17 protein-coding genes are annotated in these 22,396 nt (G+C 70.0%); 8 read left to right on the top strand and 9 right to left on the bottom strand.

Annotation, left to right across the window (positions count from 1 at the left end; all coding sequences use genetic code 11):
• Positions 1-881 precede the first annotated feature (881 nt).
• Positions 882-2,597 carry a sigma-70 family RNA polymerase sigma factor gene (locus ACIBU0_RS02385; RefSeq protein WP_398810399.1) on the top strand — a complete coding sequence of 572 codons (1,716 nt, stop codon included), beginning with the start codon at positions 882-884 and terminating at the stop codon, positions 2,595-2,597.
• A gap of 89 nt (positions 2,598-2,686) precedes the next feature.
• Here ACIBU0_RS02385 and ACIBU0_RS02380 read toward each other — a convergent pair whose 3' ends face one another.
• The 4 genes from ACIBU0_RS02380 to ACIBU0_RS02365 form a co-directional block, all read right to left on the bottom strand.
• A complete protein-coding gene (locus ACIBU0_RS02380) occupies positions 2,687-3,211 on the bottom strand; it encodes a hypothetical protein (RefSeq protein WP_398810397.1) in 525 nt (174 codons plus the stop codon).
• 23 nt (positions 3,212-3,234) lie between these two features.
• Positions 3,235-3,615, bottom strand: coding sequence for a PPOX class F420-dependent oxidoreductase (locus ACIBU0_RS02375; RefSeq protein ID WP_398811736.1), 381 nt, complete (start codon positions 3,613-3,615; stop codon positions 3,235-3,237).
• A gap of 87 nt (positions 3,616-3,702) precedes the next feature.
• Positions 3,703-4,992, bottom strand: coding sequence for an aldehyde dehydrogenase family protein (locus ACIBU0_RS02370; protein WP_398811733.1), 1,290 nt, complete (start codon positions 4,990-4,992; stop codon positions 3,703-3,705).
• 140 nt (positions 4,993-5,132) lie between these two features.
• Complete coding sequence (locus tag ACIBU0_RS02365; protein ID WP_398810395.1) at positions 5,133-6,737, bottom strand: MFS transporter; 1,605 nt, start codon at positions 6,735-6,737, stop codon at positions 5,133-5,135.
• Positions 6,738-6,829: 92 nt separating this feature from the next.
• Here ACIBU0_RS02365 and ACIBU0_RS02360 point away from each other — a divergent pair, with 92 nt between their 5' ends.
• Together ACIBU0_RS02360 and ACIBU0_RS02355 are read left to right on the top strand one after the other, a co-directional pair.
• A complete protein-coding gene (locus tag ACIBU0_RS02360) occupies positions 6,830-7,246 on the top strand; it encodes a MarR family winged helix-turn-helix transcriptional regulator (protein WP_398810392.1) in 417 nt (138 codons plus the stop codon).
• A 549-nt stretch (positions 7,247-7,795) separates the two neighbouring features.
• The gene (locus tag ACIBU0_RS02355) at positions 7,796-7,972 is read left to right on the top strand and encodes a hypothetical protein (protein WP_398810389.1); all 177 of its coding nucleotides are present in this window, start codon (positions 7,796-7,798) and stop codon (positions 7,970-7,972) included.
• Between the two features lie 180 nt (positions 7,973-8,152).
• Here ACIBU0_RS02355 and ACIBU0_RS02350 read toward each other — a convergent pair whose 3' ends face one another.
• The 3 genes from ACIBU0_RS02350 to ACIBU0_RS02340 are packed head-to-tail and all read right to left on the bottom strand — an operon-like array spanning position 8,153 to position 10,105.
• Positions 8,153-8,851 carry a type 1 glutamine amidotransferase domain-containing protein gene (locus ACIBU0_RS02350; protein WP_398810386.1) on the bottom strand — a complete coding sequence of 233 codons (699 nt, stop codon included), beginning with the start codon at positions 8,849-8,851 and terminating at the stop codon, positions 8,153-8,155.
• A gap of 44 nt (positions 8,852-8,895) precedes the next feature.
• Complete coding sequence (locus ACIBU0_RS02345) at positions 8,896-9,300, bottom strand: DUF4345 family protein (RefSeq protein ID WP_398810383.1); 405 nt, start codon at positions 9,298-9,300, stop codon at positions 8,896-8,898.
• 43 nt (positions 9,301-9,343) lie between these two features.
• Positions 9,344-10,105, bottom strand: a complete 762-nt coding sequence (locus ACIBU0_RS02340; protein ID WP_398810381.1) for an SDR family NAD(P)-dependent oxidoreductase — start codon at positions 10,103-10,105, stop codon at positions 9,344-9,346.
• Positions 10,106-10,251: 146 nt separating this feature from the next.
• Here ACIBU0_RS02340 and ACIBU0_RS02335 point away from each other — a divergent pair, with 146 nt between their 5' ends.
• From ACIBU0_RS02335 to ACIBU0_RS02325, 3 genes are all read left to right on the top strand, one after another.
• Positions 10,252-10,860 (top strand): TetR/AcrR family transcriptional regulator, encoded by a 609-nt coding sequence (locus tag ACIBU0_RS02335; RefSeq protein WP_398810378.1) that lies wholly within the window; start codon positions 10,252-10,254, stop codon positions 10,858-10,860.
• Between the two features lie 1,439 nt (positions 10,861-12,299).
• Positions 12,300-13,760, top strand: coding sequence for a ricin-type beta-trefoil lectin domain protein (locus ACIBU0_RS02330; protein WP_398810376.1), 1,461 nt, complete (start codon positions 12,300-12,302; stop codon positions 13,758-13,760).
• Between the two features lie 116 nt (positions 13,761-13,876).
• Entirely contained in the window at positions 13,877-14,875 is a 999-nt protein-coding gene (locus ACIBU0_RS02325) for an RNA polymerase subunit sigma-70 (RefSeq protein ID WP_398810374.1), read from the top strand.
• A 100-nt stretch (positions 14,876-14,975) separates the two neighbouring features.
• Here ACIBU0_RS02325 and ACIBU0_RS02320 read toward each other — a convergent pair whose 3' ends face one another.
• Complete coding sequence (locus tag ACIBU0_RS02320; protein ID WP_398810371.1) at positions 14,976-15,752, bottom strand: calcium-binding protein; 777 nt, start codon at positions 15,750-15,752, stop codon at positions 14,976-14,978.
• Between the two features lie 82 nt (positions 15,753-15,834).
• The gene (locus ACIBU0_RS02315) at positions 15,835-16,608 is read right to left on the bottom strand and encodes a calcium-binding protein (protein WP_398810368.1); all 774 of its coding nucleotides are present in this window, start codon (positions 16,606-16,608) and stop codon (positions 15,835-15,837) included.
• A gap of 755 nt (positions 16,609-17,363) precedes the next feature.
• On the opposite strand from ACIBU0_RS02315, the gene ACIBU0_RS02310 reads away from it, so the two are divergent.
• Together ACIBU0_RS02310 and ACIBU0_RS02305 are read left to right on the top strand one after the other, a co-directional pair.
• Entirely contained in the window at positions 17,364-19,127 is a 1,764-nt protein-coding gene (locus ACIBU0_RS02310; protein ID WP_398810366.1) for an AMP-binding protein, read from the top strand.
• Positions 19,128-19,129: 2 nt separating this feature from the next.
• Positions 19,130-22,381 (top strand): carboxyl transferase domain-containing protein, encoded by a 3,252-nt coding sequence (locus tag ACIBU0_RS02305; protein ID WP_398810363.1) that lies wholly within the window; start codon positions 19,130-19,132, stop codon positions 22,379-22,381.
• Positions 22,382-22,396 lie beyond the last annotated feature (15 nt).

The following is a 22,396-nucleotide window of genomic DNA, read 5'->3' as shown; positions in this document are numbered from 1 at the left end:
TTTCCCTAACCCGGGGCGCGCCCCGGGGGCCCCCCCCCCCCCCCCCCCCGGGGGCCGGCCGGCCCCCGGGGGGGGGGGGGGGGGGGGGGGCCCCCCCCCGCGGGGCGCCCCCCACGACGCAAGGCCCAGGCGCAGGCGACCGTGCCGATGGCGAGAGAACCGAGGATCTGCCTGCCGTCGAACATGCCGGGCCACAAAATGACGGGGGGTTCGGTTCCGTCACAGCCGTCCTGCGCCCCGATCGCCCGGTTCATGGCGTCTTGGGTTCCCAGGGCATCTCCCAGACCCGCCAGCGCGACGAGGAACACCCCCTGGAGGAGAAGCAAGAGAGTGATACGGGGCGGCACGTGGTCTCGGACCCGGCGTGGGGTGAGACTGGCGGTGCGTATCGCGCCCTGAGGGTGGGGGGTGAGGATGTCGCCGAGCAGGACTCCGCCCAGCGCGCACAGGCCGAAGGCGGTCACGAAGCTCACCAAGGGCACCCCGGCGTCGAAGCTGCTCATGCCGTGATTGGTGATGTCCACGGTGGCCCATAGCGGTGCGGCCACGACGCCGACAACCAGACCGGCCCAGCGGGCGTAGCGGTCGGTGTGGGCGCGGGGGCGGGATTCGGGCTGGTGGGTATCGAGCATATGAAGACCCCAGTGAGGATGGCGGCTGCGCGGCCTGCACGGGCGGCAGTGGACGCCGCTTGCCGCAAGGCTGCTTGTATCGAGTAGTAAGTACAAGATGCCCCAGGGGGGATCTTGTGTCAATCTCTCGATACAAGTTTGGCTGTCGCCCAGGTTCGCGGCGCGCTTGTTGTTATCCCACTCCCCGGGCCGAGGTCTCCCATAGGAGAGGCAAGGCACTTCGAGCACCGGGAAAGGAAGTGGTCAGCCGTGGAAGCGGGCAGGGAACGCGACGCCGCGTTGGTCGAGGCGGCCCGACAAGGGGCCCTGTGGGCACAGGATGAACTGGTCGCCGCGTATCTGCCGTTGGTCTACAACATCGTGGGCCGGGCACTGAACGGGGACGCCGACGTCGACGACGTGGTGCAGGAGACCATGCTCCGCGCGCTCGGCGGGCTCGGCTCGCTGCGTGATCCAGAACAGTTCCGGTCCTGGCTGGTGTCCATCACGATGAACCGGATCCGCAGCCACTGGGACACCCGCAAGGCGGCGCCGGCCGTTGCAGGACTGCAGGATCTCCACGACGTGGCCGACCCCGGCGCGGACTTCGTGGACCTGACGATCGTCCAGCTGGGGCTTCAGGGACAGCGGCAGGAGGTGGCCGAAGCCACCCGCTGGCTGGATGACGCCGACCGGGAGCTTCTGGCGCTGTGGTGGCTGGAGGCCGCGGGCGAGCTGACCCGGGGCGAGGTGGCCGCGGCGCTTCAATTGTCGCCGCAGCACACCGCGGTGCGAGTGCAGCGGATGAAGGCCCAGTTGGAGACGGCCCGCCTGGTGGTGCGGGCGCTGGCCGCGGTGCCCCGCTGTGTGCTGCTCGACGACAGCATCGGGCTCTGGGACGGCGTCCCGTCGGCGCTGTGGCGCAAGCGGATCGCGCGGCACGCCCGCGACTGCACGCTTTGCTCGCGCCTGCAGGCCGGCCTCCTGCCCGCCGAGAAGTTGCTGGCGGGCCTGGGCCTGGTGGCATCGGCCGGGGCGCTGTCCGGCCTCGCGGGGTTCGCGCCCGTCAGGGACAACGGCTTGCCGGCCCAGAACGCGGCATTCGAGACCGGCGTGCAGACGGGTGCAAGTGGTCCCTCGGACCTGGCCGTGCACACGGATCAGGGCGGCCCCGCCGAGTTGGCCCACTACGGCGGGAACACCGACCCGGGCGCGGACGGTCGGTACCCCGCCGTCGAGGCGGACACCATCGTCCTCGGCACGCCGGGGACCGGCAATCCACCTGGACGCCGCAGCCTGCGCATACAACGCCGCATACCGAGGCGGCGTCGTGCCGTCGTGGCCGCCGCCGTCACACTGATCACCGCCGGAGGCACCGGTGCGGCCATGGCCATCCTGTCGCCGGACACCGGTCACCGGCCGACGCGGGCGATCGCCACCCCCGAGGGGGAGCCCGAGTCCGCATCCGAATCCTCGACGCCGTCGCCGACCGCATCCCCCACGAGGTCGGCCACAGAAGAATCCACGGCCTCGCCGTCTTCCCCACCGGCTACCAGTTCGCCGCCGACCGGTGTAAAGCCCCAGAGGCGGACAACGCCGCCCACGCGCGACGCAGCCCCGAAACCGACCGTCAAGACGAACCCGACGGCTCCGTCACTGACATCGCAGCTGATCACCTTGCTCAATGAACGTCGCCGCGCGCTGGGACTACCCGAGGTCAAGGAAAATGCCCAACAGGTGCAAGCCGCCCAGGCATGCGCGGACAAGAACGCCGCCCGACAGCCCGGCCCCAGCGAGCACTGCGGCTACGAAGTCCTCTATTGGTCACCCAATATCTCCCTAGCCACACCGGAGGAGATGATGGAGACCTGGTTCAACAGCCCCGGGCACAAGGCAGCCCTCACCCACCCCACTTCCCGCACCGCCGGCGCCGGAAGTGCCGTGGGCCCGAGCGGACTCATCTCTGCTCTCAACATCGACTACTAGGCAGAGAAGTAACGGTGACCGGCGGGGCGTCTGCAACCGGCTGCCGAAGACGCCCCCGCCTTCACCGATGTCCTGGCCCGGCGTAACGGTCAGGCGGCGTGGCCCAGCACCACTGGGCCGGCGGGTGCCGCGGCGCGGGGCGCGGTGGCGTGCACGAGACGGGCGGTGCGGACGGTGCCCGCGACCTGCGAGCGGCTCCGCGCGAAGACAACGAGGCGCAGCACCGCGAACCGCGCGATACCGGCAAGTGCGGAGGCGGACAGGTAGACGACCTGTTCGAGCACCACGCCGGGTGCCGGCACCAGTTGTTGCAGGACAAGCATCGCCACGGAGGTCACCGCGTATGCGGCCGCCGCGGACCCGGCCGACTGCGCGTGCTGGCGCCGGGTCGCGCGCCCGCCTGCGCCGAAGGTGAAGCGGGCGTGCAGCTCGGTGGCGAGGAGCGTGGACACCGCGGTGATCAGAGCGTTGGCCAGGCCCCAGTAGATCCAGGAGGCGAGGGCCGCCACGGCGAAGCCGGACGCGAGCCCCACTCCGCCGCCGAAGAATACGAAGCGGGCGAAGGAGGTGAAGATGCCGGGCGCCGCCTGCTGCTGACGCTGCGCTGTCTCCATGAGCCGAGCCCCTTTGCACCCTGTTACGCGGTGAGCCGCACGCGGATGCCCAGCGTGCTGTCCCTTCCCTGGAGCCGGCTCTGGAGGATCATGAGTCGGCCGAGGATGCCGTACTTGCGGGCGATGAGTTTGCGGTAGCGGGCGCCGGTCGCCTCGTCGGTGATCTCGGCGGTGGCCGGGACCGGTTCGCCGGTCGGGTTGCCGCGCAGGTCGCAGGGGCCGACGAGGATGTCGCCGCGGGCCCGGATCCGCTTGACCTTCCAGGACTCGGCGGGCGTGCGCACGCCCAGCGTGTCGCCGTCGCGCACCACCCACACCGGGGTGGCGACCGGGGTGCCGTTCTTGCGGTAGCTGGTGACGAGCATGTACTTGCCGGCGCCGAGCTGCTCCAGCGTGTCGTCCATGATGCGTTCGTGTTCCTTGTTCTCGGGTTCGAGGTCGGTGGCCATGTGGGCGGCGTACGGCATGGGGATGCCTTCTTCCGGGGTGGTTCAGCTCAGCGGGACGTCGAGGACGGCCTTGCGGTGACTGAAGGTCTCGATGGAGTAGCGGCCGTGGTAGTTGCCCATGCCGCTTTCACCGACGCCGCCGAACGGGAGCGTGGGTACGGCGAGGTGACGCATCGGCAGGCCGAAGTTGAGGCCGCCCGAGGAGGTCTCGACGGCGAGGCGGCGCTTGGTGGTGTCGTTCTCGGTGAAGGCGTACAGGGCGAGCGGCTTGTCGCGCTCGGTGATGAACGTGATCGCCTCGTCCAGGTCCGCCACGGTCAGGATCGGCAGGATGGGACCGAAGATCTCCTCCTGCATCACGGGTTCGTCGGGCCGGACATCGGCCAGCACGGTCGGGGCGATGTACGTGTCCGCGCGGTCGGTCCGCCCGCCGGTGACGGTACGGCCGGAGGCCAGCAGTGCGGACAGCCGGTCGAAGTGCCGCTCGTTGATGATGCGTCCGTAGGCGTCGGAGGTCTGCGGGTCGTCACCGAACAGCGCCTTGAGCGCGACGACCAGGGCGGCCTGCAGTTCGGCCGCGGTGTCCGGGTCGGTCAGGACGTAGTCGGGGGCGACGCAGGTCTGTCCGGCGTTGGCGAACTTCGTGACCGCCAGGCGCTGCGCGACCGTGGCGATGTCGGCGTCCCGGTCCACGAACACCGGTGATTTGCCGCCGAGTTCGAGGACGACGGGGGTGAGGTTCTTCGCGGCGGCGGTCATCACGATGCGGCCGACGGTGCCGTTGCCGGTGTAGAAGATGTGGTCGAAGCGCTGCTCCAGCAGCGCGGTGGTCTCCGGCGCGCCGCCTTCGACGACCGCGGTGGCGTCGGTGTCGAGATAGGCGGGCAGCAGCTCGGCCAGCAGTGCCGAGGTGCGGGCGGCGTACTCGGCGGGCTTGATGACGACCGCGTTCCCGGCGGCGAGCGCGCCCGCGACGGGCACGAGCAGCAGATTGACCGGGTAGTTCCACGCCGCGATGACCAGGGTGACCCCCAGGGGGTCGAAGACGGTGTGGGCGGTGCTGCCGGTGACTCCGGGCATCGTCACGGGGGCGGGCTGCGGGGCGGTCCACTCCTCCAGGTGCTCCAGGTAGTCGTCGATCTCGGCGATCGTGAGATCGATCTCCATGGCGTCGGCCTCGGCGCGGTTCTTGCGCAGGTCGGCGTAGAGGGCGTCGGCTATCGCAGCGCGGTTGTCGGTGAGCAGCTCGCGCAGGCGGATGAGCTGCTGCCGGCGCCAGGCCAGGGGCTTGGTGCGGCCGGTGCGGAAGGTGGCGCGCAGCCGGTGCACCAGCGCGGTGGCTTCGGCGGCGGTGAAGGTGTCGTCGAGGGTGAAGGCTGCCTTGGTGTCAGTCACAGTCGTGTCCCGTTCGGTGAGGGGGAGAGCCGCTCGGCATCCAGGGAAGGAGAGCCGCGGCCGTACAGGTGGCGCGGTCAGGCAGTGACGGCCGTGCGGGCGGGCGTGGTCTCGGCGTCGCTCGGTGCGGAGGGAGCGGTCTCGTCGTCGCTCGACGCGGCGAGCGTGCCGATGGCCGGCGAGGAGGACCTGCGGCGGACTGCCAGGCCGACCATGGCCACACCGATGACCAGCAGGAACGCCATACCGGCGAGGGCGAAGCTCAGGGTGTACTGGCTCTCGGCGGGCAGTGCGGGGACCCCGGCGGGCAGGTTGTCGAGCGTCTTGGAGGCGAGCAGCGAGGTGATGACCGCGCTGCCGATCGCGCTGCCGGCGGAGCGGGAGATGGAGTTGATGCCGTTGGCGATGCCGGTCTGGTGGTGCGGGACGCCGGCCACGATCAGGGCCGGCATCGCGGCGTAACCGAAGCTGATGGCGATGCCGACGACCATGCCGGCCAGGATCACCGACGCGGTGGTGTCGTGGGCGAGGGTCAGCCAGGCGAAACCGATGACCCCGAAGGCGGCACCGACGGCGAGGGTGAGACGCGCACCGACGCGGCGCACCAGTACGCCTCCGAACTGGGCGGCGACCAGCGAGACGAGGGCGGAGGGCAGCAGGTAGACGACGGAGGCCCGCAGGACCGAGGCGCCGAAGCCGTAACCGGCGATGTCAGAGGGCGTCTGGACCAGGTAGGAGACGCCGATGAACTGCGCGAACATGGCGAACCCGACGAGCAGCCCGGCGAGGTTGGTGAACAGCACCGGCCGGTGGACGAACATCTTCATGTCCACCAGGGGCTCGCGGACCCTGCGCTCGATCATGACCCAGATGACGGTCATGACGGCGGCGCCGGCGAAGAGGCCGAGCGTGCGGGCCGAGGTCCAGCCCCAGGAGTGGCCCTGCGAGATGGGCAGCAGGAGCAGGACGAGCACCAGGGCGAGACCGGTGGCGCCGAGCCAGTCGGTCCGACCGCCGGGCCGGGTGCGGGGCGCGGGAACGGCGACCGCTACCGCGATGAGGGCCGCGGTGGCCAGGGCGGCGGCCAGCCAGAAGACCTGGTGGTAGTCCGGGTGCGCACCCTGGGACAGGAGTCCTGCGCTCACCAGGGCGAGGCCGCTGCCGAACCCGAGGGTTCCGCTGACCAGGGCCATGGCGCCGGGCAGCCGCCTGGGCTCGACCTCGGCGCGCAGCACGGACAGCGCGAGCGGGAAGATCGCGGTGGCGGCACCCTGCATCACCCGGGCCACGATGAGCCAGAGCATGGAGCTCGTGGTCGCGGCGAGGACGGATCCGGCGACCATCACCACCAGCACGCCGAGCAGGGTCGGCTTGGTGCCGTGCTGGTCGCCGAGGCGGCCGAGGAGCGGCGTGAAGACCGCGGCCGACAGCAGCGTGGCGGTGGTGACCCAGCTGACCTGCGCAGTGGTGGCGCCGAGGTCGTTCTGGATGATGCCGAGGATCGGGATGACCAGGGTCTGCATCATCGACACGACCATGGCGGCGAGGCCCAGTACCAGGACGAGGCTGAGGCTGCCGGTGCGGCGCTCCGGCGCGGTGGCAAGGGAGGACTTCACGGTCTTCTTTCCGGTGGAAGGGGTGCCCGAAGGATGGATGCATCGATGGTCGAGGAGGGAGACCATTGAGGTACTCGATGCTTGAGGACATCAAACAATAAGAGCTTGGTGAATGTCAAAGGTTGGGAGGTTCAAGCTTTTCGCGGTACTCTCGAGGCATGTCCCCGATTCCGTCCAAGGTCCAGCTCATGGAGCTGCTCGCCCATTCGGTCAGTACGCACTACGCCGACTTCACGGCCGCCGCCGCCGACCTGGGCCTTACGTCGAGCCAGGCGAAGACCCTCTCGGTGCTGCGCCGCGCGCCCGCCTCGATGCGCTCGCTCGCGCACACCCTTGCCTGTGATGCGTCGAACATGACCGGGATCATCGACCGGCTGGAGAAGCGCGAGCTGGTCCGCCGTGAGGTCAGCGCCACCGACCGTCGCGTGAAGAACGTCGCCCTCACCGAGGTGGGCGAGAAGGCGATCGACACGATCCGCGGGCGGATGGAACAGACCCACACCGGCCTGGACCAGCTGTCCGACGAGGAACGCGCCGAACTCTTCCGCCTGCTGACGGTCGTCTTCCCGCGCTGACGCGCGCGCTGTGCGGGTGCTGGTCCGCGAGCGATCGAGCGGTGACCGGAGGTTCGACCGAAGTCCCGCGAATGATCTTCGCGCTCGGGCGGACGGCGGCGACGGCGGACTCGACGAGGTCGGCAGTCCGTGGAGGGGCCGGTGTCCGGCGGGGATGGCGTAGAACGCCGGCGTTTCGGCCTGACCGGAGTGGCGCGGGGCATTCGTAGCGGCTGCCGTCGACCGTAGAACGACCGGTCTTCCTGTTGGGCTCTGGATGGGGGCCGTCGTGCCCAGCTCGCGACACCTGACACCTGGCCGAGGCGGTCTGCACCCCAGTGCCGGAGCGCGGCGAGCCCGTCGTGGTGGAACTGGTGGCCGGCAGAGGACCGTTCATCGCCGGGATACAGCGCCGGCTCGGCGGTCGCGGCCGCCACCCGAGGGCGGAGGCGATCCGGCGCGAGCCGTAAACCTGCGCCACCTGCTGGAGGAGCGTGGCATCGACAGCGCCGACGTGGTGGTCAGCGCCTGCCCTGGGCACTCTTTCCCACAGCCGTCCAACATCGGCTGATGGACGCGACGTCCGCGGTGCTCGCCCCGGCGGGTGCCTTCACCGCGTTCACCTACCTCCACGCCGTTCCCCTCAGGCCCGCCCGCCGGTTCCGCGTCCTGCTGGCCGAGCGCTTCGAGGAAGTCGTCCCGCCCAACTCACGAGGCCTCCCTCGCCTGCCTCCGGCGAGGCGTTGACCGAGGCAGTCAAGGGCGGGCGCGATCCAACCCAGGCGTGCCGCCTGCTACGCGAGCGGCGGCGGGTCGGCGTCACGTTGTATCCGGGTTGGCGAGGCCGGCGCCGAGGGCTCGTGCCCTGGCCGCGTGCTCGAGGCCGCGGACAGTGGTGACGACGCGGGCGCCCAGGTGTCGTACGGGCTATTCGGTCTCGGCCAAGGCAGCGAGAATCAGATCGCTGACGGCCTTGGTGGAGACCGGGTTCTGGCCTGTGATCAGGCGGCCGTCCCGCACGGCGTGCGGTGTCATCGGGATGGTGGAGCGCACATACTTGGCCCCCTTCGAGCGCAGTTCGTCCTCCAGCAGGAACGGCACCCTGCCCTTCACTCCGGCCAGTCTCTCCTCGACCGTCGCGAAGCCGGTGACGGTGCGGTTCCGTACGAGCGGGTTCCCGTCGGCGTCGCGAAGGTTGATGAGGGCGCAGGCGCCGTGGCAGACCGAGGAGACGATGCCGCCGTCGGCGTAGATGGCCTGGGCGGTTCGCTGCAGGTCGGCGCTGTCGGGGAAGTCCCACATGGTGCCGTGGCCGCCTGTGAAGAAGACAGTGGAGTAGTCGTCCGGATCCGCATCGCGGATGGAAGCGGTGGACTTCAGGGAGGCCATGAAGGCCGGGTCATCGAGATATCCGCGCACCGTCCGGTCGACGAACAGCCGGCCCAGGCTTCGCGGGTCGACCGGCACCTCGCCGCCCGCCGGGCTCACCACATCCACGGTGTGGCCGACCTTCACCGCCTTGTCGTAAAAATGGACGAGTTCGGCCAGCCACAGTCCGGTCCGGTGCTCGCTCGCCCCGTAGGTGGCCTGGTTGGTCACCACCGCCAGAATCTTTTTCCGTGTCATTCTTCCCACCTTCCTCGCCGGCCGGCCCTCCCGCGACCAGTACCTCAGGCAGTCGTCGCCGCTCGTCTGGACCTGAGGGCGGTGGACTGCGCCCGGACGAGGACGATCGAGAGGGTGAAATCCAGGAGGGCGGAGGCGAGGAAGACCCCCACCGGGCTGGGGATGCCGTTCTGGGCGAAGGAGACCAGCCGGCCCACGCCTCCGAGGAAGATCGGAACTGCCAGGAAGTAGACGAGCACTCCCTGCCGTTGGATCGTTGCCGCCGTCCAGAAGAACAGGGGAGCCCAGCCGATGTAGACGCCTGCCATGAAGCGGTGCACGTCGTCCGCGTCCGCGGGGCCTCCCTGCGCCAGCAGTTGCAGGCCGTCTCCGAGCGCGATGGCGGTGGCGAGCAGCAGGCAGACCCGGACGACGGTGTCGGCTGCTGTGAGAGGAACGCGGGCCGCCATCACGACTCCTTGTGTATCAGGGAGTTGGCCTCGGAATGGGTGGTCAGGCCTGCTCGGTGGGGCGTACGAGCAGTTCGCCGACGGCCACATGACGGGGGCGGGTCACGATGTAGCCGACGGCGTCGGCGATGTCCTGGCTCTGGAGGCGCTCGATGTCACCCAGACCGGCGGCGAGTGCCTTCAGGACCGGTTCCGGGTTGTGCGTGCGCAGTTCGGTGTCGACGCTGCCCGGCTCGACGACGGACACCCGCACGTGCTGGCGGGCCAGTTCCTGGCGCAGCGACTCACTGAAGGCGTTGACACCGAACTTGCTGGCGCCGTACACGGCCATCATGGGGTAGGCCACACGGCCGTTGAGCGAGCTGATGTTGACGAGGTCGGCGACCTGGCGCGGCCCGTCGGCGGCGGCCTTCACCAGGTGGGGGACGGCCGCGTGGGCGGTGTACATCAGGCCCATGAGGTTGATGTCGATCATGCGCCGCCAGTCGTTCAGGTCCGCGCCGGGGGTGGGGCCGAGCAGCATGAGGCCGGCGTTGTTGACCAGGATGTCCAGGCGGCCCAGACCGTCGACGGTCCGCTCGACCGCCTCCGCGGCGGCCTCGGCGGTGGTGATGTCGGCGGGCACGACCAGGGCCTTCCCGCCGGCGTCCGTGATCTGCGCGGCGAGGTCGGTGAGCCGGTCCTCGCGCCGGCCGACCAGGGCCACGGAGGCACCCTCGCCGGCGAGCTGCAGGGCGGTGGCGTGGCCGATGCCGCTGGAGGCCCCGGTGACCAGGGCGGCGGTTCCTTCGAGACGACGAGTCATGGTTCAAACCTTTCGATGAACGGCCACGCCGTTGCGGGCCGTAGGGCATGCCCTAGGGATGCCGTAGGGGATGGAGAGTGACAGCGCTGGTGCGGCCGTATGGGGGTGGAGGCCACTCAGAGCTGGGTCACGGGCAGAATGGGGAAGTGAGTACTACTGGGCAGAAGACAACCAACGCCAAGCGTCAGGACAGCACGAGTGAGGCAAACCTGCCTCCTCGCGAACGTCTGGTCCGGGCCGCGTCGCGGCTGTTCTATTACGAGGGTGTGCGCGCGATCGGCGTGGAGCGGCTGATCGCCGAGGCCGGCGTGACGAAGGCGACCTTCTACCGGCACTTCGCCTCCAAGGACGACCTGGTCGTGGCCTATCTGCTGACCAAGGACGCCTACTACAAGGGGGTGGCGGAACCGCTGGCCGCCGCGCATCCGCCCGCGGAGGCGATCGACCTGATCTTCGAGGCGATCGCCGAGCACGCCCGCGAGCGCGGCTTTCGCGGATCGCCGTTCATGAACGCCGCCGCCGAGTACCCGGACGCCGACCATCCGATCCGGGGCCTGGTGGCGTCCCACCGGGTCTGGATCCGCTCCCTCTTCCAGGACCTGCTCACCCGACTCGGCCACGCCGACCCGGAGTCGGCCGCCGGTGCGCTGCTGATGCTGTACGACGGCGCGATGGCCGCCGGTTACCTGGACGACTCGACGGCCGCCCACAAGACGCTGCTGGACGCGGTCCGGCTGATCCGGTCGGGAGGCTGACCCCGTCGGGGCGCCATCGAGCGGCGACCCTGTGCAGGGCCCCGGCCGGGCCGGGGCGCGGATTGGTTTCACGGAACTTTTGATCTCTCTTCGACCTACACCGGCGACCTCCCGCCATGTCTCCGCCCGGAGGCAGCCCCAGTCAGGAAGCCTGATCGACCGCTCCGCCAGAGGTAGGAAGACCGGTCGTTCTACTATCTGACGATAGCTCCCGCGACGTCCGTGCGCCACTTGTCGCCCCGCTTGTGGGATCCCTCACGAGGTCGCAGAGCGGAGGGGTGAAGGCCGCGTCGCGCGGTGACGGGGCCCGTTAGGTTCGTTTTATGTGGCTTTTTCTACAGGGGGTCTCAGTTGCATGGCTAGGTGGGAGCGTCATGCGTTCCGAGCCGCTTGGGCCCGTATCGACTTCCGCATTTGAGCAGGCGGAGGGGAGGTCCGGCCGAATCTGGGGCGAGGATGCTGCCCGGATCGACTCGGAGGGTGTCCATTTGCTGCCCGCGCCTTCTTCCACGGCGGCAACTCGGGTAGTGCGCCGACCGGGAACCTAGGAGCTTCGCGACGCTTCTGCAAGGGGTTAGAGGAAGCCTCTTCGAAACTATCGGAGCTGTACTGCATTCCGCATGCCGTCCGCTATGTCGAACGATGTGTTGGGGTGGTCGGCGCTTCTCGCAGTTGCTCGCTTGGTGTGCAATGTGGGCCGATGCAGGTCATGGGTGGGCGGTGCATCCATCACCTCTCGCCTGCGGGGATTCATCAACGAGCGCATGCGGAAAGCGATTTCTCCAGGTCATCCGTTTTCGTAAGGGTCGGAAAAAGGGGGTGCGCGACCCTTGACGTTCGGCAGGCCGAACGGATCTTATGGGCCATCCTCCGTTTGGTCGCGTTTGCTTCTGATCGAACTTGTGCCCTCGTGGGTTGCATCCCAAAGGGCCCGCTGCTCTGCCCAGGAGTCGTCATGCATGCACCTTTCTTCCCCGGTCCCGGTCCTTCCTGCCCTGGCCCCGACCGGCGTGACCCGAAGACCGTCACCTCGGGCTCGAAGGCGCTCGACCAGTGACGAAGGCGCGGCAGCGGAGTACTCGCATTGCCTGACCGAGAGCCGCAGCATTCCGACCGGTGATCGAGAGATCGCAGTACCACACAGTCGGCCGATGCCGAGAGTCCCCGCCAAGTCCAGGAGATGGACCGCTCGGCAGGCGAAGCCGACTCCAGCGGACCCACCTCGAACCGACAGTTGCCACGACTCAAACGAAGTCGAGCCCCGGTTCGGCGCCCGTCCGCGCCACCTCGATCGTCGGCCTGCACAGAGCCGACTGCACAGAGCCGTCTACACAGAGCCGCGAGCACAGAAGGGACACGACATGCTCAACTACCAGCCCACCCGACCCAGTTCCCACTCCACCGCACCCCCTCCCACAGGTACGCGCGCCCCGCGCCGTGTGGCAGCTGGTCTGCTGGCCGGGCTGATCACCGTGTCGATCAGTACCCTGTCCGGCGCATCACCGGCCGCCGCCGAAGACTCCACGCTGGACGCCGCCCGGTTCCAAGGCGTGAACTGGGCCAGGGTGGGTGACAACTTCACCTACGGCGCCGTTGTCCCCGAGGGGCTGAACGAATCCGACAGCTACGAGACCGTCAAGGCCAAGGCCAACTCCGTCCTCAGCGGGTTCCAGAGCACGCTCGGCGCCAACACCGTACGGCTGCCGATCAACAGCCACTCTGTCCCCGGCACGACGTGGGGCGACAGGTACGCCGGCGCCATCGACGCCGCGACAGCCAAGGGCTTCAAGGTCATCCTCTCCTACTGGGAAGGGGACGGCGAGGACAGGAACAACGACGGGAAACCGGACGGGCCCGGCTGGAACGGCAAGGTCGTCGACGCGGACGCGTTCAAGGCGATGTGGAAGGCCGTGACGGACAAGTACGGGTCCAACGGCCTGGTCTACTTCGAGCCGTTCAACGAGCCTCATGGGCACAGTGCCACCGAGTGGGCGGACATCGCCGCGAAGTGGATCGCCGACAGCCCATCGGTCCCCAGGAACCGCATCATCGTGAGCGGACCCGGCTACAACGACTACGTCACGAGCGTGTGCGCCGACTCCCGCCTCGACGGGACCTACCTCTCGCTCCACCACTACGCCTTCGGTAAGCCGGCGAGGACCTATGGCGAGTGGGTCACCGACTTCAAGAGCAAGTTCGGCACCTGCGCCAAGCGCACCGTCCTGGACGAGTTCGGCGCACCGATGGACGGCGCAGGGGCAGACGCGGGCAAGGACTACAACGACGCCAACAGCACCGACAACTTCGTGCGGTACCTGCGCGCCGACACCGACACCGTCCACGAACTCGGCATGGGCGCGGTCTACTGGCCTGCCATCGGCGGCAAGTACCAGGAGTACCCCGACCACGACTACTACTCGCTCTTCGACCTCGAGGGCAGCGGTGCCGACCTGGCGGTGGGCATCCGCAACATCAGCGGTATCGACGCCGTCAAGCGTGCCTGGGGTGCCGACCCCGGCTCACACACGAGCATCCTGCGCAACGCCGACGGCAACGGCTGCCTCGACGTCCCGTACGTCAGCCACGACAACGTCCAGGTCCAGGTCTACGACCAGTGCTCGGGCGGCGCCAACCAGCAGTGGACCCTGACGCCCTCCGGACAGCTCACCGTCTACGGCGGCACGAAATGCCTGGACGCCTACCGTGAAGGCACGAGCAACGGCACTGAAGTCGGCACCTACGACTGCAACGGGCAGAACAACCAGAAGTGGATGTTCTACTCCGACGGCACGATCCGCTCACTGAAGTCCGGTCTGTGCCTGGACAAGGACCTGGCCACCGCCAAGGTCCAGCTCTGGTCCTGCTGGGGCGGCGACAACCAGAAGTGGAAGACCAGCTAGACCACAGGTACACCAGCCCGCGGCAGTCTGCCGTGCCGACCGAGCCGGGTGATGAGTTTTCGCGCCCGCACCCGTCACACCTACGACGGGGGTCGGCGAGGCGGAAGGATGACGTGATGAGAGCGGACACGCGGCTGGAGGAGCTGGGCGTGGGCGGGCTGAGCGAGGTCGACGAGCCGGCGTTCTCGGGGCTGGTGGAGCGGCACCGTCGGGAGCTGCACGTGCACTGCTACCGGATGCTCGGGGCGTTCGAGGACGCCGAGGACACCGTGCAGGAGACGTTCCTGCGCGCGTGGAGGCGGCGGGAGACCTTCGAGGGGCGGTCGACGTTCCGGGCCTGGCTGTACGGGATCGCCACCAACGCCTGCCTGGACCTGCTGGCCAAGTGCCGCCCGGAGCCTGCGACCGGCGGCGAGGTGCGGTGGCTGCAGCCCTACCCGGACCGACTGCTCGACGAGCTGCCCGCGGGCGACGCGGACGAGCCGGAGGCCGTCGCCGTGGCGCGGGAGACGATCGAGCTGGCGTACCTGGTCGCGGTCCAGCACCTCGCGCCGCGTCCGCGGGCCGTGCTGATCCTGCGCGACGTGCTCGGCTGGCGGGCGAAGGAGGTCGCGGAGCTCCTCGGGGACTCGGTCAACTCAGTGAACAGCGCGCTGCAGCGGGCCCGCGCCGGCATGCGGGAGCACCTGCCCGCCGAGCGGCAGGACTGGACCGGCGGCGAGGAGGACGCCAGGACGCGTGAGCTGGTACGCCGCTACACCGACGCCAGCGTGGCCACGGACATCCCGGCGCTCGCCGCGATGCTCCGGGACGACGTCCGCTGCTCGATGCCGCCCACGCCGGGGCTGTACATCGGCCGCGACACGGTCGTGAACAGCTGGATCGAGGACGGCTTCGAGGGCATGACGGGCCTGCGCGCCGTCCCCACCTCCGTGAACCGGCAGCCCGCCGTCGCCTTCTACCTCTGGCGGAAGCAGGAGGGCGCGTACCTGCCGCTGACGATCGATGTCCTGCGCGTCACCGGCGGGGCGATCACCGAGATCATCACGTTCCACGACGACCGGTTCCCGCGGCTCGCGCTGCCGGAGCGCCTGCCGGCGTACGGCACGGAGTAGTGCTGGTGTGCTGTCATCCTGCCGCCGGACAGCCGTACGGCTGTCCGGCGACGCCCGCACCACGGTGTGCGGGCGCAGTACCGAGGAAACGAGTCGTTGATCAGGGGCAGTTGACGGCAGTGTCGCCGGTGTCGCGGTTGCAGGTGTCGAAGCCGAGGCCGCCGTCGAGGCTGTCGTTGGCGATCACGTTGTCCACGGCGTTGAGGGTGTCGTTGCCCTCGCCACCGTTGTGCGTGTCGTTGCCGCGGCCCCCGGTGAGGGTGTCGTTGCCCTGATCACCCCCGAGGGTGTCGTTGCCGTCGTCGCCGTTGAGGGTGTCGTTGCCGGCATTGCCGTTGATGGTGTCGTTGCCGGCCAGCCCGGAGATCGTGTCGTTGCCGGGACCGCCGTTGATGGTGTCGTTGCCCGGCGTCGCCCGCAGCCCGGTGGCAGCCGGGTCGTCGCCGACGAGCCGGTCCGCCCGGGGGCCGCCGTTGAGGCGGTCGTCACCCGCGCCGCCGATCACCGTTCCGGCGGCCTCCAGGTTGGGGGAGATGCTGACGCTGTCATCGGCGTCGTCGGCGTTGACCCGTATCGATGTGACGGGCAGCGGACACTCCGCCGTGTGCGTCCCCGTCGACTGGCACGGGGCTACGGCGGACACGGTGTCCCCCGTGTCCGTCACCACGACAACGTTGCCCTGACGCCGGACGGTGATGTCGTTCGCCACACCTTGGGCCGCCGTGACGACAAGGGCGTCGCCCACCTCCTGCACGACTGTTGTGCCGGCCAGGCCCCCGCCGGGGGCCGCACCGGGTGCGGCGGAGGCGGCGGTCAGCGGGGCGCAGGTGAGTGCGCCGATCGCCAACGCCGTGGTGCAGATGCCTCGTGTTCTCATCGGTGCCCGCCTTTCGTGTTGTCTCGCCGTGTACGGGTCTCGCCGGGTACGGGTACTGGCGTGCTGCTCGCTCACGCCGGCGTCAGGGGCATCCGCTGACGTTGTCGCCCAGGTCGGCGCGGCAGTCGTCCACGTCGGCGCCGCCTTCGACGTAGTCGTTGCCGCTGACGTTGTCCACGGCGTCGATGGTGTCCCGGCCGTTGCCGCCCTCGGCGTAGTCGTTGCCGGCGCCGGCGACGATCTGCTCGTTGCCGCTGCCGCCGTAGATCACGTCGTTGCCGGCACCGCCGTCCACGATGTCCGAGCCGCCGCGTCCCTCGATGGAGTCATTGCCGGAGCCGCCGAAGATCCTGTCCGCCTCGGCTCCTCCGGTCAGCGTGTCGTTTCCCGCGCCGCCGGAGAGGAAGTCGGACCCCTCGTCGCCTTCGAGGGTGTCGTTTGCGGATCCGCCGTAGAGGTTGTCGTTGCCGGCACCGCCGATGAGGGTGACGCCGAGGGCCCCCAGCGAGGAGGTGACGGTGTCGTCCTGGTCGCCCGCGTTGACCACGAGTTCGGTGGCGTCGGCGGCCCTGCAGGCGACTTCGGTCGTGCTGACGGCGGTGCAGTCGCCGGACGGTGCGACCGTGTCGCCGGTGTCCCTGATTCTGATGCTGCCGCCCGACTGCCAGACGCTGATCGTGTTGCCCCGGCCGACTCCGGCGGTGACCGTGATGGTGGTGCCGGTCTTGTTCACCAGCGTTGTGGCAAAAAGCTGTGGCGACGGTGCGTCGGCCGCGTGGGCCACGCCCGGGAGGCACAGAGTGAAACCGCACACCGTGGCCAGAAGTGCCACGGTGCGATGGTGCGTTCTCTTCATGACCTGCTCCTGAAATAGGACGCTGAATTTCTATCGGTCAAAGGGCCGCGCCTTTTTGCTTCGATCGCCGGATCAACCGCATGGCACAGGTATCGACGACGCCGACGCGTCGTCTGCCGACCGCAGCCGGGACCCGATAACCGGCCCCCGGACCCCTCCCTGCCCGCCATGGCCGACGTCTGCTCGCCCGGTGATCAGCCCTGACGCCTGGGCACCCAGAGCATGCCGGGATGCGAAGCGGCGCTGAAGCCGAATTACCGCCATTGCCGAATACGCGGTCTCCGCGCGTGGATGGCCGCTTTGGCCGAGAAGGGAAGCACCTGCGCGCATGTCCGCCACTTGATTTTCATCAGCCCTGGTTCTATCAATTCACGATTCACCCGTATCGCATTCAATCAGTGGGTGGCCAACGTTGACTCACCCCCGGGATCGGGGTCTGAAAGGGTTGGTGAACAGGGATTTCCGTCGGCCTGCTCAGCGGCGTCGGACTCTGTCCGTGCGGGGCCTGGTGTCCCGGTCCCGTCTCTGGGGCCGACGGGATCGATGACTGGATCAGTCGATTGGTTCAAACGAATTGTGGAGCCGTCGAGGACGCCTCCGATCTGGAAGGCAAAGCGGCTGACGGTGTCCTGTCTTTGGCTTGTTCGTCACCTCTGAGGGACTCGTCCCCGACCCTTGTCCCGACCCGCGGGCTCCCCTACCGTGATGCGGCACATGCCGACCGGTTGGTATCTCAGGGGCAGGTGGAGGCCGTTGTGGCGGACAGCGCGCGCGTGGACGAGTACTTGGCCGATGTACGGGCCCGCCAGGAGCGCGTATGGCCGGACTCGATGCCGAGGGAGGTGGTGTACCCGCTCGGGCAGCGGCCACTCACCGACTATCTATGCCATTGGGCCCGGCGCCATCCCGACCGCGTCGCGATCACCTTCTACGGCGAGCAGATCACGTACGCGGCGCTGGAGGACCTGACGGCGCGGCTGTGCGGCTGGCTGCAGCGCAGCGGCGTACGCCCCGGAGACCGCGTCGGGGTGTTCCTGCCCAACTGCCCGCAGTTCGTCGTCGCCATGCTCGCCCTCCTGCGCGCCGGAGCCGTGCACGTCCCGATGAACCCGATGTTCCGGGAGCACGAGCTGCGGCACGAACTGGCCGACGCCGGGGTGGAGGTCCTGATCACCCTTGACACCCTGCGACCGCTGGTCGATGCGGTGCGGCCCGACACCGCCGTACGGTACGTACTCGTCACCAGCCTCGCCGACATGCTTCCGTCCGATCCGGCGCTGCCGCTGCCGCCCGGCCTGGCGGCTGTCGGCCCGGCCGGCAGTGGGTGGGGGCAGGCCGTCGGCGGCGAACGCGGCCAGGACCAGCCGGCCGACCTCGACGCGCTCGCGGCGCTCAACTACACCGGAGGGACCACCGGCCTGCCCAAGGGGTGCGAACACACCCAGCGGCACATGCTCTACACCGCGGCGACGGCGGCGGCCTCCAGCGGCATGGACCTCTCCGGCGCCAACCCCGACGTGCTGCTGATCTACGTGCCGGTCTTCTGGATCGCAGGCGAGGACTTCGGCATTCTGCTGCCGCTGCTCACCGGCAGCGGCATCGTGCTGCTCACCCGGTGGGACCCCGAGGCCGTGCTGCAGGCGATCGAGCGGTACCACGTGACGCTGATGCTGGGCACGGTCGACAACTACGTCGAGCTGATGGACCACCCCGGCCTGCCCGGCACCGACCTGTCCAGCCTGGCGCAGCCGCGGGCCATGTCGTTCGTGCGCAAGCTGACGCCGGCGCTCCGGGCCCGGTGGAGCTCCCTGGCCGGCGAGCACAGCGTGCTGCAGGAGGCGGCGTACGGCATGACCGAGACGCACACCGCGGACTCCTTCACCACCGGATTCCAGGACGGCGACCACGACCTGCTGACCGAGCCGGTCTTCTGCGGACTGCCCGTGCCGGGAACCGAGTTCATGGTGGCCGACGGGGAGAGCGCCGAGCCGCTGCCGCTGGGCGAGCGCGGCGAGATCCTCGTACGCTCTCCCTCCCTGCTGACCGGATACTGGCGGCAGCCGGAGGCCACCGCCAGGGTCCTGCGCGACGGCTGGCTGCACACCGGCGACATCGGGATGATCGACGAGGACGGGTGCCTGCACTATCTGGGCCGCGACAAGGAGATGATCAAGGTCTCGGGTATGAGCGTCTTCCCGTCCGAGCTGGAGGCGCTGCTGGCCCGGCACCCGGATGTGCTCACCGCGGCGGTGGTCCCGATGGACGATCCCCGCCGGGGGCAGGTGCCACTGGCGTTCGTCCGGCCCCGCCCAGGCGCCGAGCTCGACGCCGAGGGCGTGCGCGCGTGGGCGCGGGCGAACATGGCCCCGTACAAGGTGCCCCTGGTGATGTGCGTCGACGCCCTGCCCATGACCACCACCGGCAAGGTGAAGAAGGGGGAACTGCTGGAGCAGGCCGCGCGCATCGCCGTGTCTTCGGCGTCCCCGGCCGCTGCCGATGCCTACGGAGAGGACCGCTGACGATGGGTCTGGCCAAGCTGCTGGTCGCCAACCGCGGCGAGATCGCGGTACGGGTGATCCGCGCCGCCCGCGAACTGGACCTGCTCACGGTGGCGCTGTGCTCCCGCGACGAGACGGACGCGCTGCACGCCCGCATGGCCGACGAGGTCGCGGTGCTCGACGGCGAGGGGCCGACGGCCTTCCTCGACGCCGCGGCTCTGGTCGGCGCGGCGGTGCGCACGGGCTGCGACGCGGTCCACCCCGGCTATGGACTGCTGGCCGAGAACGCCGACTTCGCGCAGCGGTGCACCGACGCCGGACTCACCTGGGTCGGACCGCGCCCCGAGGTGCTGCGGACGCTCGGCGACAAGACCGCGGCCCGTGGACTCGCCGCGCGCCTCGGCGTGCCGGTGCTGCCGGCGACGTCCGGCGACACCGGCATCGAGGAGGCGCGGGCTTTCATGGCCGGCCTCGGCGAGGGTGCCGCGGTGATGGTCAAGGCCGTCGCCGGTGGTGGCGGGCGCGGCATGCGGCCGGTGTACGAGGCAGGGCAGTTGGCGGATGCCATGCGGCGCTGCCGTTCGGAGGCCTCGCACGCCTTCGGCGACGGCGCGGTCTACGTCGAGCAGTTGCTGCGGCGTGCCCGCCATGTCGAGGTGCAGGTGCTCGGCGACGGCACGGGCGCCGTCGTCGGCTACGGCGACCGCGACTGCAGCCTGCAGCGGCACCGGCAGAAGATCGTGGAGATCGCGCCGGCGCCCGGCCTCGACGAGGCGGTGCGGGCCGGGCTGCACGATGCGGCGCTGCGCATGGCACGGGAGGTCGCCTATGCCGGTCTCGGCACGTTCGAGTTCCTCGTGGACACCGGCGACGGTTCCCCGGGCTTCTCCTTCCTTGAGGCCAACCCGCGCATCCAGGTCGAACACACCGTCACCGAGGAGGTCACCGGCATCGACCTGGTCAAGGCCCAGCTGCGGGTGGCCTCCGGCGAGAGCCTGGACCGCATCGGGGAGGGGCAGGTTCCCGTTCCCCGAGGCTGCGCGGTGCAGGTGCGGGTCAACGCCGAGACGGTCCGTCCCGACGGGACGGTGCTGCCCTCCGCAGGCACGCTGGACGTCTTCTGGCCGCCGGCCGGGCCGGGCGTGCGCGTCGACACCGCCGCGTTCCCCGGCGGCCGGGTCAGCCAGCGCTTCGACTCGCTGCTGGCCAAGCTCGTCGCCCACGACGGCTCCGGCAGCCTGCCCGACACGCTCGCCCGCGCCCGGCGCGCCCTGGCGGAGCTGAGGGTCGAGGGAGTCGCCACCAACGCCGAGGCGCTGCGGCGGCTGTTGGAGGCACCCGAGGTCGTCGCCGGACGGCTGCACACGGCGCTCGTCGACGAACTCCTGCCCGCACTGGTCCCGCAGGAGAGGGACCCGGAGAACGACGCGCAGGTCCCCGACGCCTTCGAGTCGCAGGGCACGCTCACCCTCACCGCGCCCATGACGGCCACCGTCGTCGACGTCGCCGTCGCCGAAGGCGAGCGCGTACGGGCCGGAACCACGTTGGTGGTCCTGGAGTCCATGAAGATGGAGCACCTGCTCCAAGCGCCGGGCGACGGCGTGGTCGTCGCCGTCCGGGCGCAGCTGGGCGATCTGGCCGAGCCCGGCCAGCCGCTGGTGGTGATGGAGACCACCGGCGCGGCGGACGGTGAGCCACGTCCCGAGGAACGGCAGGACCCGGACGCCCCACGCGCCGATCTGGAGGAGGTGCGGGCGCGCAAGCGGTTCGGCGACGACGCCGAGCGGCCCGAGATGGTCGCCCGGCGGCACGCCGAGGGGCGGCGCACCGCCCGCGAGAACATCGCCGACCTGTGCGACCCGGGCAGTTTCATCGAGTACGGCGGCCTGGCCATCGCCGCCCAGCGCAGCCGCCGGTCCCTGGACGACCTCATCCGCCGTACCCCCGCCGACGGCCTGGTCGGCGGCGTGGGCACGGTGGGCGCCGACCGGTTCGGCCCCCGGTCCGCGCGCGTGGTGGCCATGTCGTACGACTACAGCGTCATGGCCGGCACCCAGGGCCTGATGGGCCACCGCAAGAAGGACCGGCTCTTCGCGTTGGCCGAACAGGCGGACCTGCCCGTCGTCCTGTTCGCCGAAGGGGGCGGCGGCCGGCCGGGCGACGTGGACGGCACGGTGGTCTCCGGCCTGGACTGCACGGCCTTCGCGCTGTTCGCGTCCCTGAGCGGGAAGGTGCCACTGGTCGGCATCGGCTCGGGGCGCTGCTTCGCCGGCAACGCCGCGCTGCTCGGCTGCTGCGACGTCATCATCGCCACGCCCGAGGCCAGCATCGGCATGGGCGGCCCCGCGATGATCGAGGGCGGGGGTCTCGGCAGCTTCGCCCCGGAGGACGTCGGGCCGGTCGAGGTCCAGCGGGCGAACGGCGTCATCGACCTCGAGGCCGAGGACGACGCGGACGCCGTCCGGCTGGCGCGCACGTATCTGTCGTACTTCCAGGGCCCGGTGACGGAATGGGAGTGCCCCGACCAGGGCCGACTGCGCCACCTCGTTCCCGAGAACCGGCGGCGGGCGTACGACGTGCGCGCGGTCATCGCCACCCTCGCCGACGCGGACTCGGTCCTGGAGCTGCGACGGCACTTCGGACGCGGCGTCGTCACCGCTCTGGCCCGGGTGGAGGGCCGCCCGTGCGGCATCCTCGCCAACGACCCGCGGCATCTGGGCGGCGCCATCGACTCCGACGCGGCCGACAAGGCGAGCCGCTTCCTGCAGCTGTGCGACGCGTTCGGACTGCCGGTGGTCTCCCTGTGCGACACACCCGGGTTCATGGTCGGCCCCGAGGCGGAGAAGACCGCGACCGTGCGGCATGTCAGCCGCATGTTCGTCCACGCCTCGGCGCTCACCGTGCCGTTCGGGGTGATCGTGCTGCGCAAGGGCTACGGGCTGGGCGCCCAGGCCATGGCGGGCGGCGGCTTCCGCATCCCCCGGTTCACGGTGGCGTGGCCCACGGGCGAGTTCGGGCCGATGGGCATCGAGGGTGCGGTGCGGCTGGGCTACCGCCGGGAGCTGGCGGCCATCGAGGACGCGGACGAGCGCGAGCGGGAGTTCGCCCGCAGGGTCGCGGCCGCGTACGAGCACGGCAAGGCCCTCAACGTCGCATCGGTCTTCGAGATCGACGACGTCATCGACCCGGCCGAGTCCCGACGCTGGATCAGCACGCTGCTGCATGACCCTGATTCCGGGCGGCGCGGCTCTCGCCGTTGCGTCGACACCTGGTGAAGGCCCGCCGAAGCC

Origin of the sequence: Streptomyces sp. NPDC049627 (assembly GCF_044465645.1) — a bacterium.
Lineage (GTDB): Bacteria > Actinomycetota > Actinomycetes > Streptomycetales > Streptomycetaceae > Streptomyces.
The sequence above is the reverse complement of the archived record's forward strand: the minus strand, read 5'-3'. Positions and strand labels throughout refer to the sequence as shown.

What these genes read in the sequence shown, in the direction of transcription:
- ACIBU0_RS02325 (WP_398810374.1), top strand. Translation starts at nt 13,877, where the DNA reads ATGAGAGCGGACACGCGGCTGGAGGAGCTGGGCGTGGGCGGGCTGAGC.
- ACIBU0_RS02320 (WP_398810371.1), bottom strand. Translation starts at nt 15,752, where the DNA reads ATGAGAACACGAGGCATCTGCACCACGGCGTTGGCGATCGGCGCACTC.
- ACIBU0_RS02380 (WP_398810397.1), bottom strand. Translation starts at nt 3,211, where the DNA reads ATGGAGACAGCGCAGCGTCAGCAGCAGGCGGCGCCCGGCATCTTCACC.
- ACIBU0_RS02355 (WP_398810389.1), top strand. Translation starts at nt 7,796, where the DNA reads ATGGACGCGACGTCCGCGGTGCTCGCCCCGGCGGGTGCCTTCACCGCG.
- ACIBU0_RS02315 (WP_398810368.1), bottom strand. Translation starts at nt 16,608, where the DNA reads ATGAAGAGAACGCACCATCGCACCGTGGCACTTCTGGCCACGGTGTGC.
- ACIBU0_RS02360 (WP_398810392.1), top strand. Translation starts at nt 6,830, where the DNA reads ATGTCCCCGATTCCGTCCAAGGTCCAGCTCATGGAGCTGCTCGCCCAT.
- ACIBU0_RS02305 (WP_398810363.1), top strand. Translation starts at nt 19,130, where the DNA reads ATGGGTCTGGCCAAGCTGCTGGTCGCCAACCGCGGCGAGATCGCGGTA.
- ACIBU0_RS02340 (WP_398810381.1), bottom strand. Translation starts at nt 10,105, where the DNA reads ATGACTCGTCGTCTCGAAGGAACCGCCGCCCTGGTCACCGGGGCCTCC.
- ACIBU0_RS02350 (WP_398810386.1), bottom strand. Translation starts at nt 8,851, where the DNA reads ATGACACGGAAAAAGATTCTGGCGGTGGTGACCAACCAGGCCACCTAC.
- ACIBU0_RS02345 (WP_398810383.1), bottom strand. Translation starts at nt 9,300, where the DNA reads ATGGCGGCCCGCGTTCCTCTCACAGCAGCCGACACCGTCGTCCGGGTC.
- ACIBU0_RS02365 (WP_398810395.1), bottom strand. Translation starts at nt 6,737, where the DNA reads ATGGTCTCCCTCCTCGACCATCGATGCATCCATCCTTCGGGCACCCCT.
- ACIBU0_RS02375 (WP_398811736.1), bottom strand. Translation starts at nt 3,615, where the DNA reads ATGGACGACACGCTGGAGCAGCTCGGCGCCGGCAAGTACATGCTCGTC.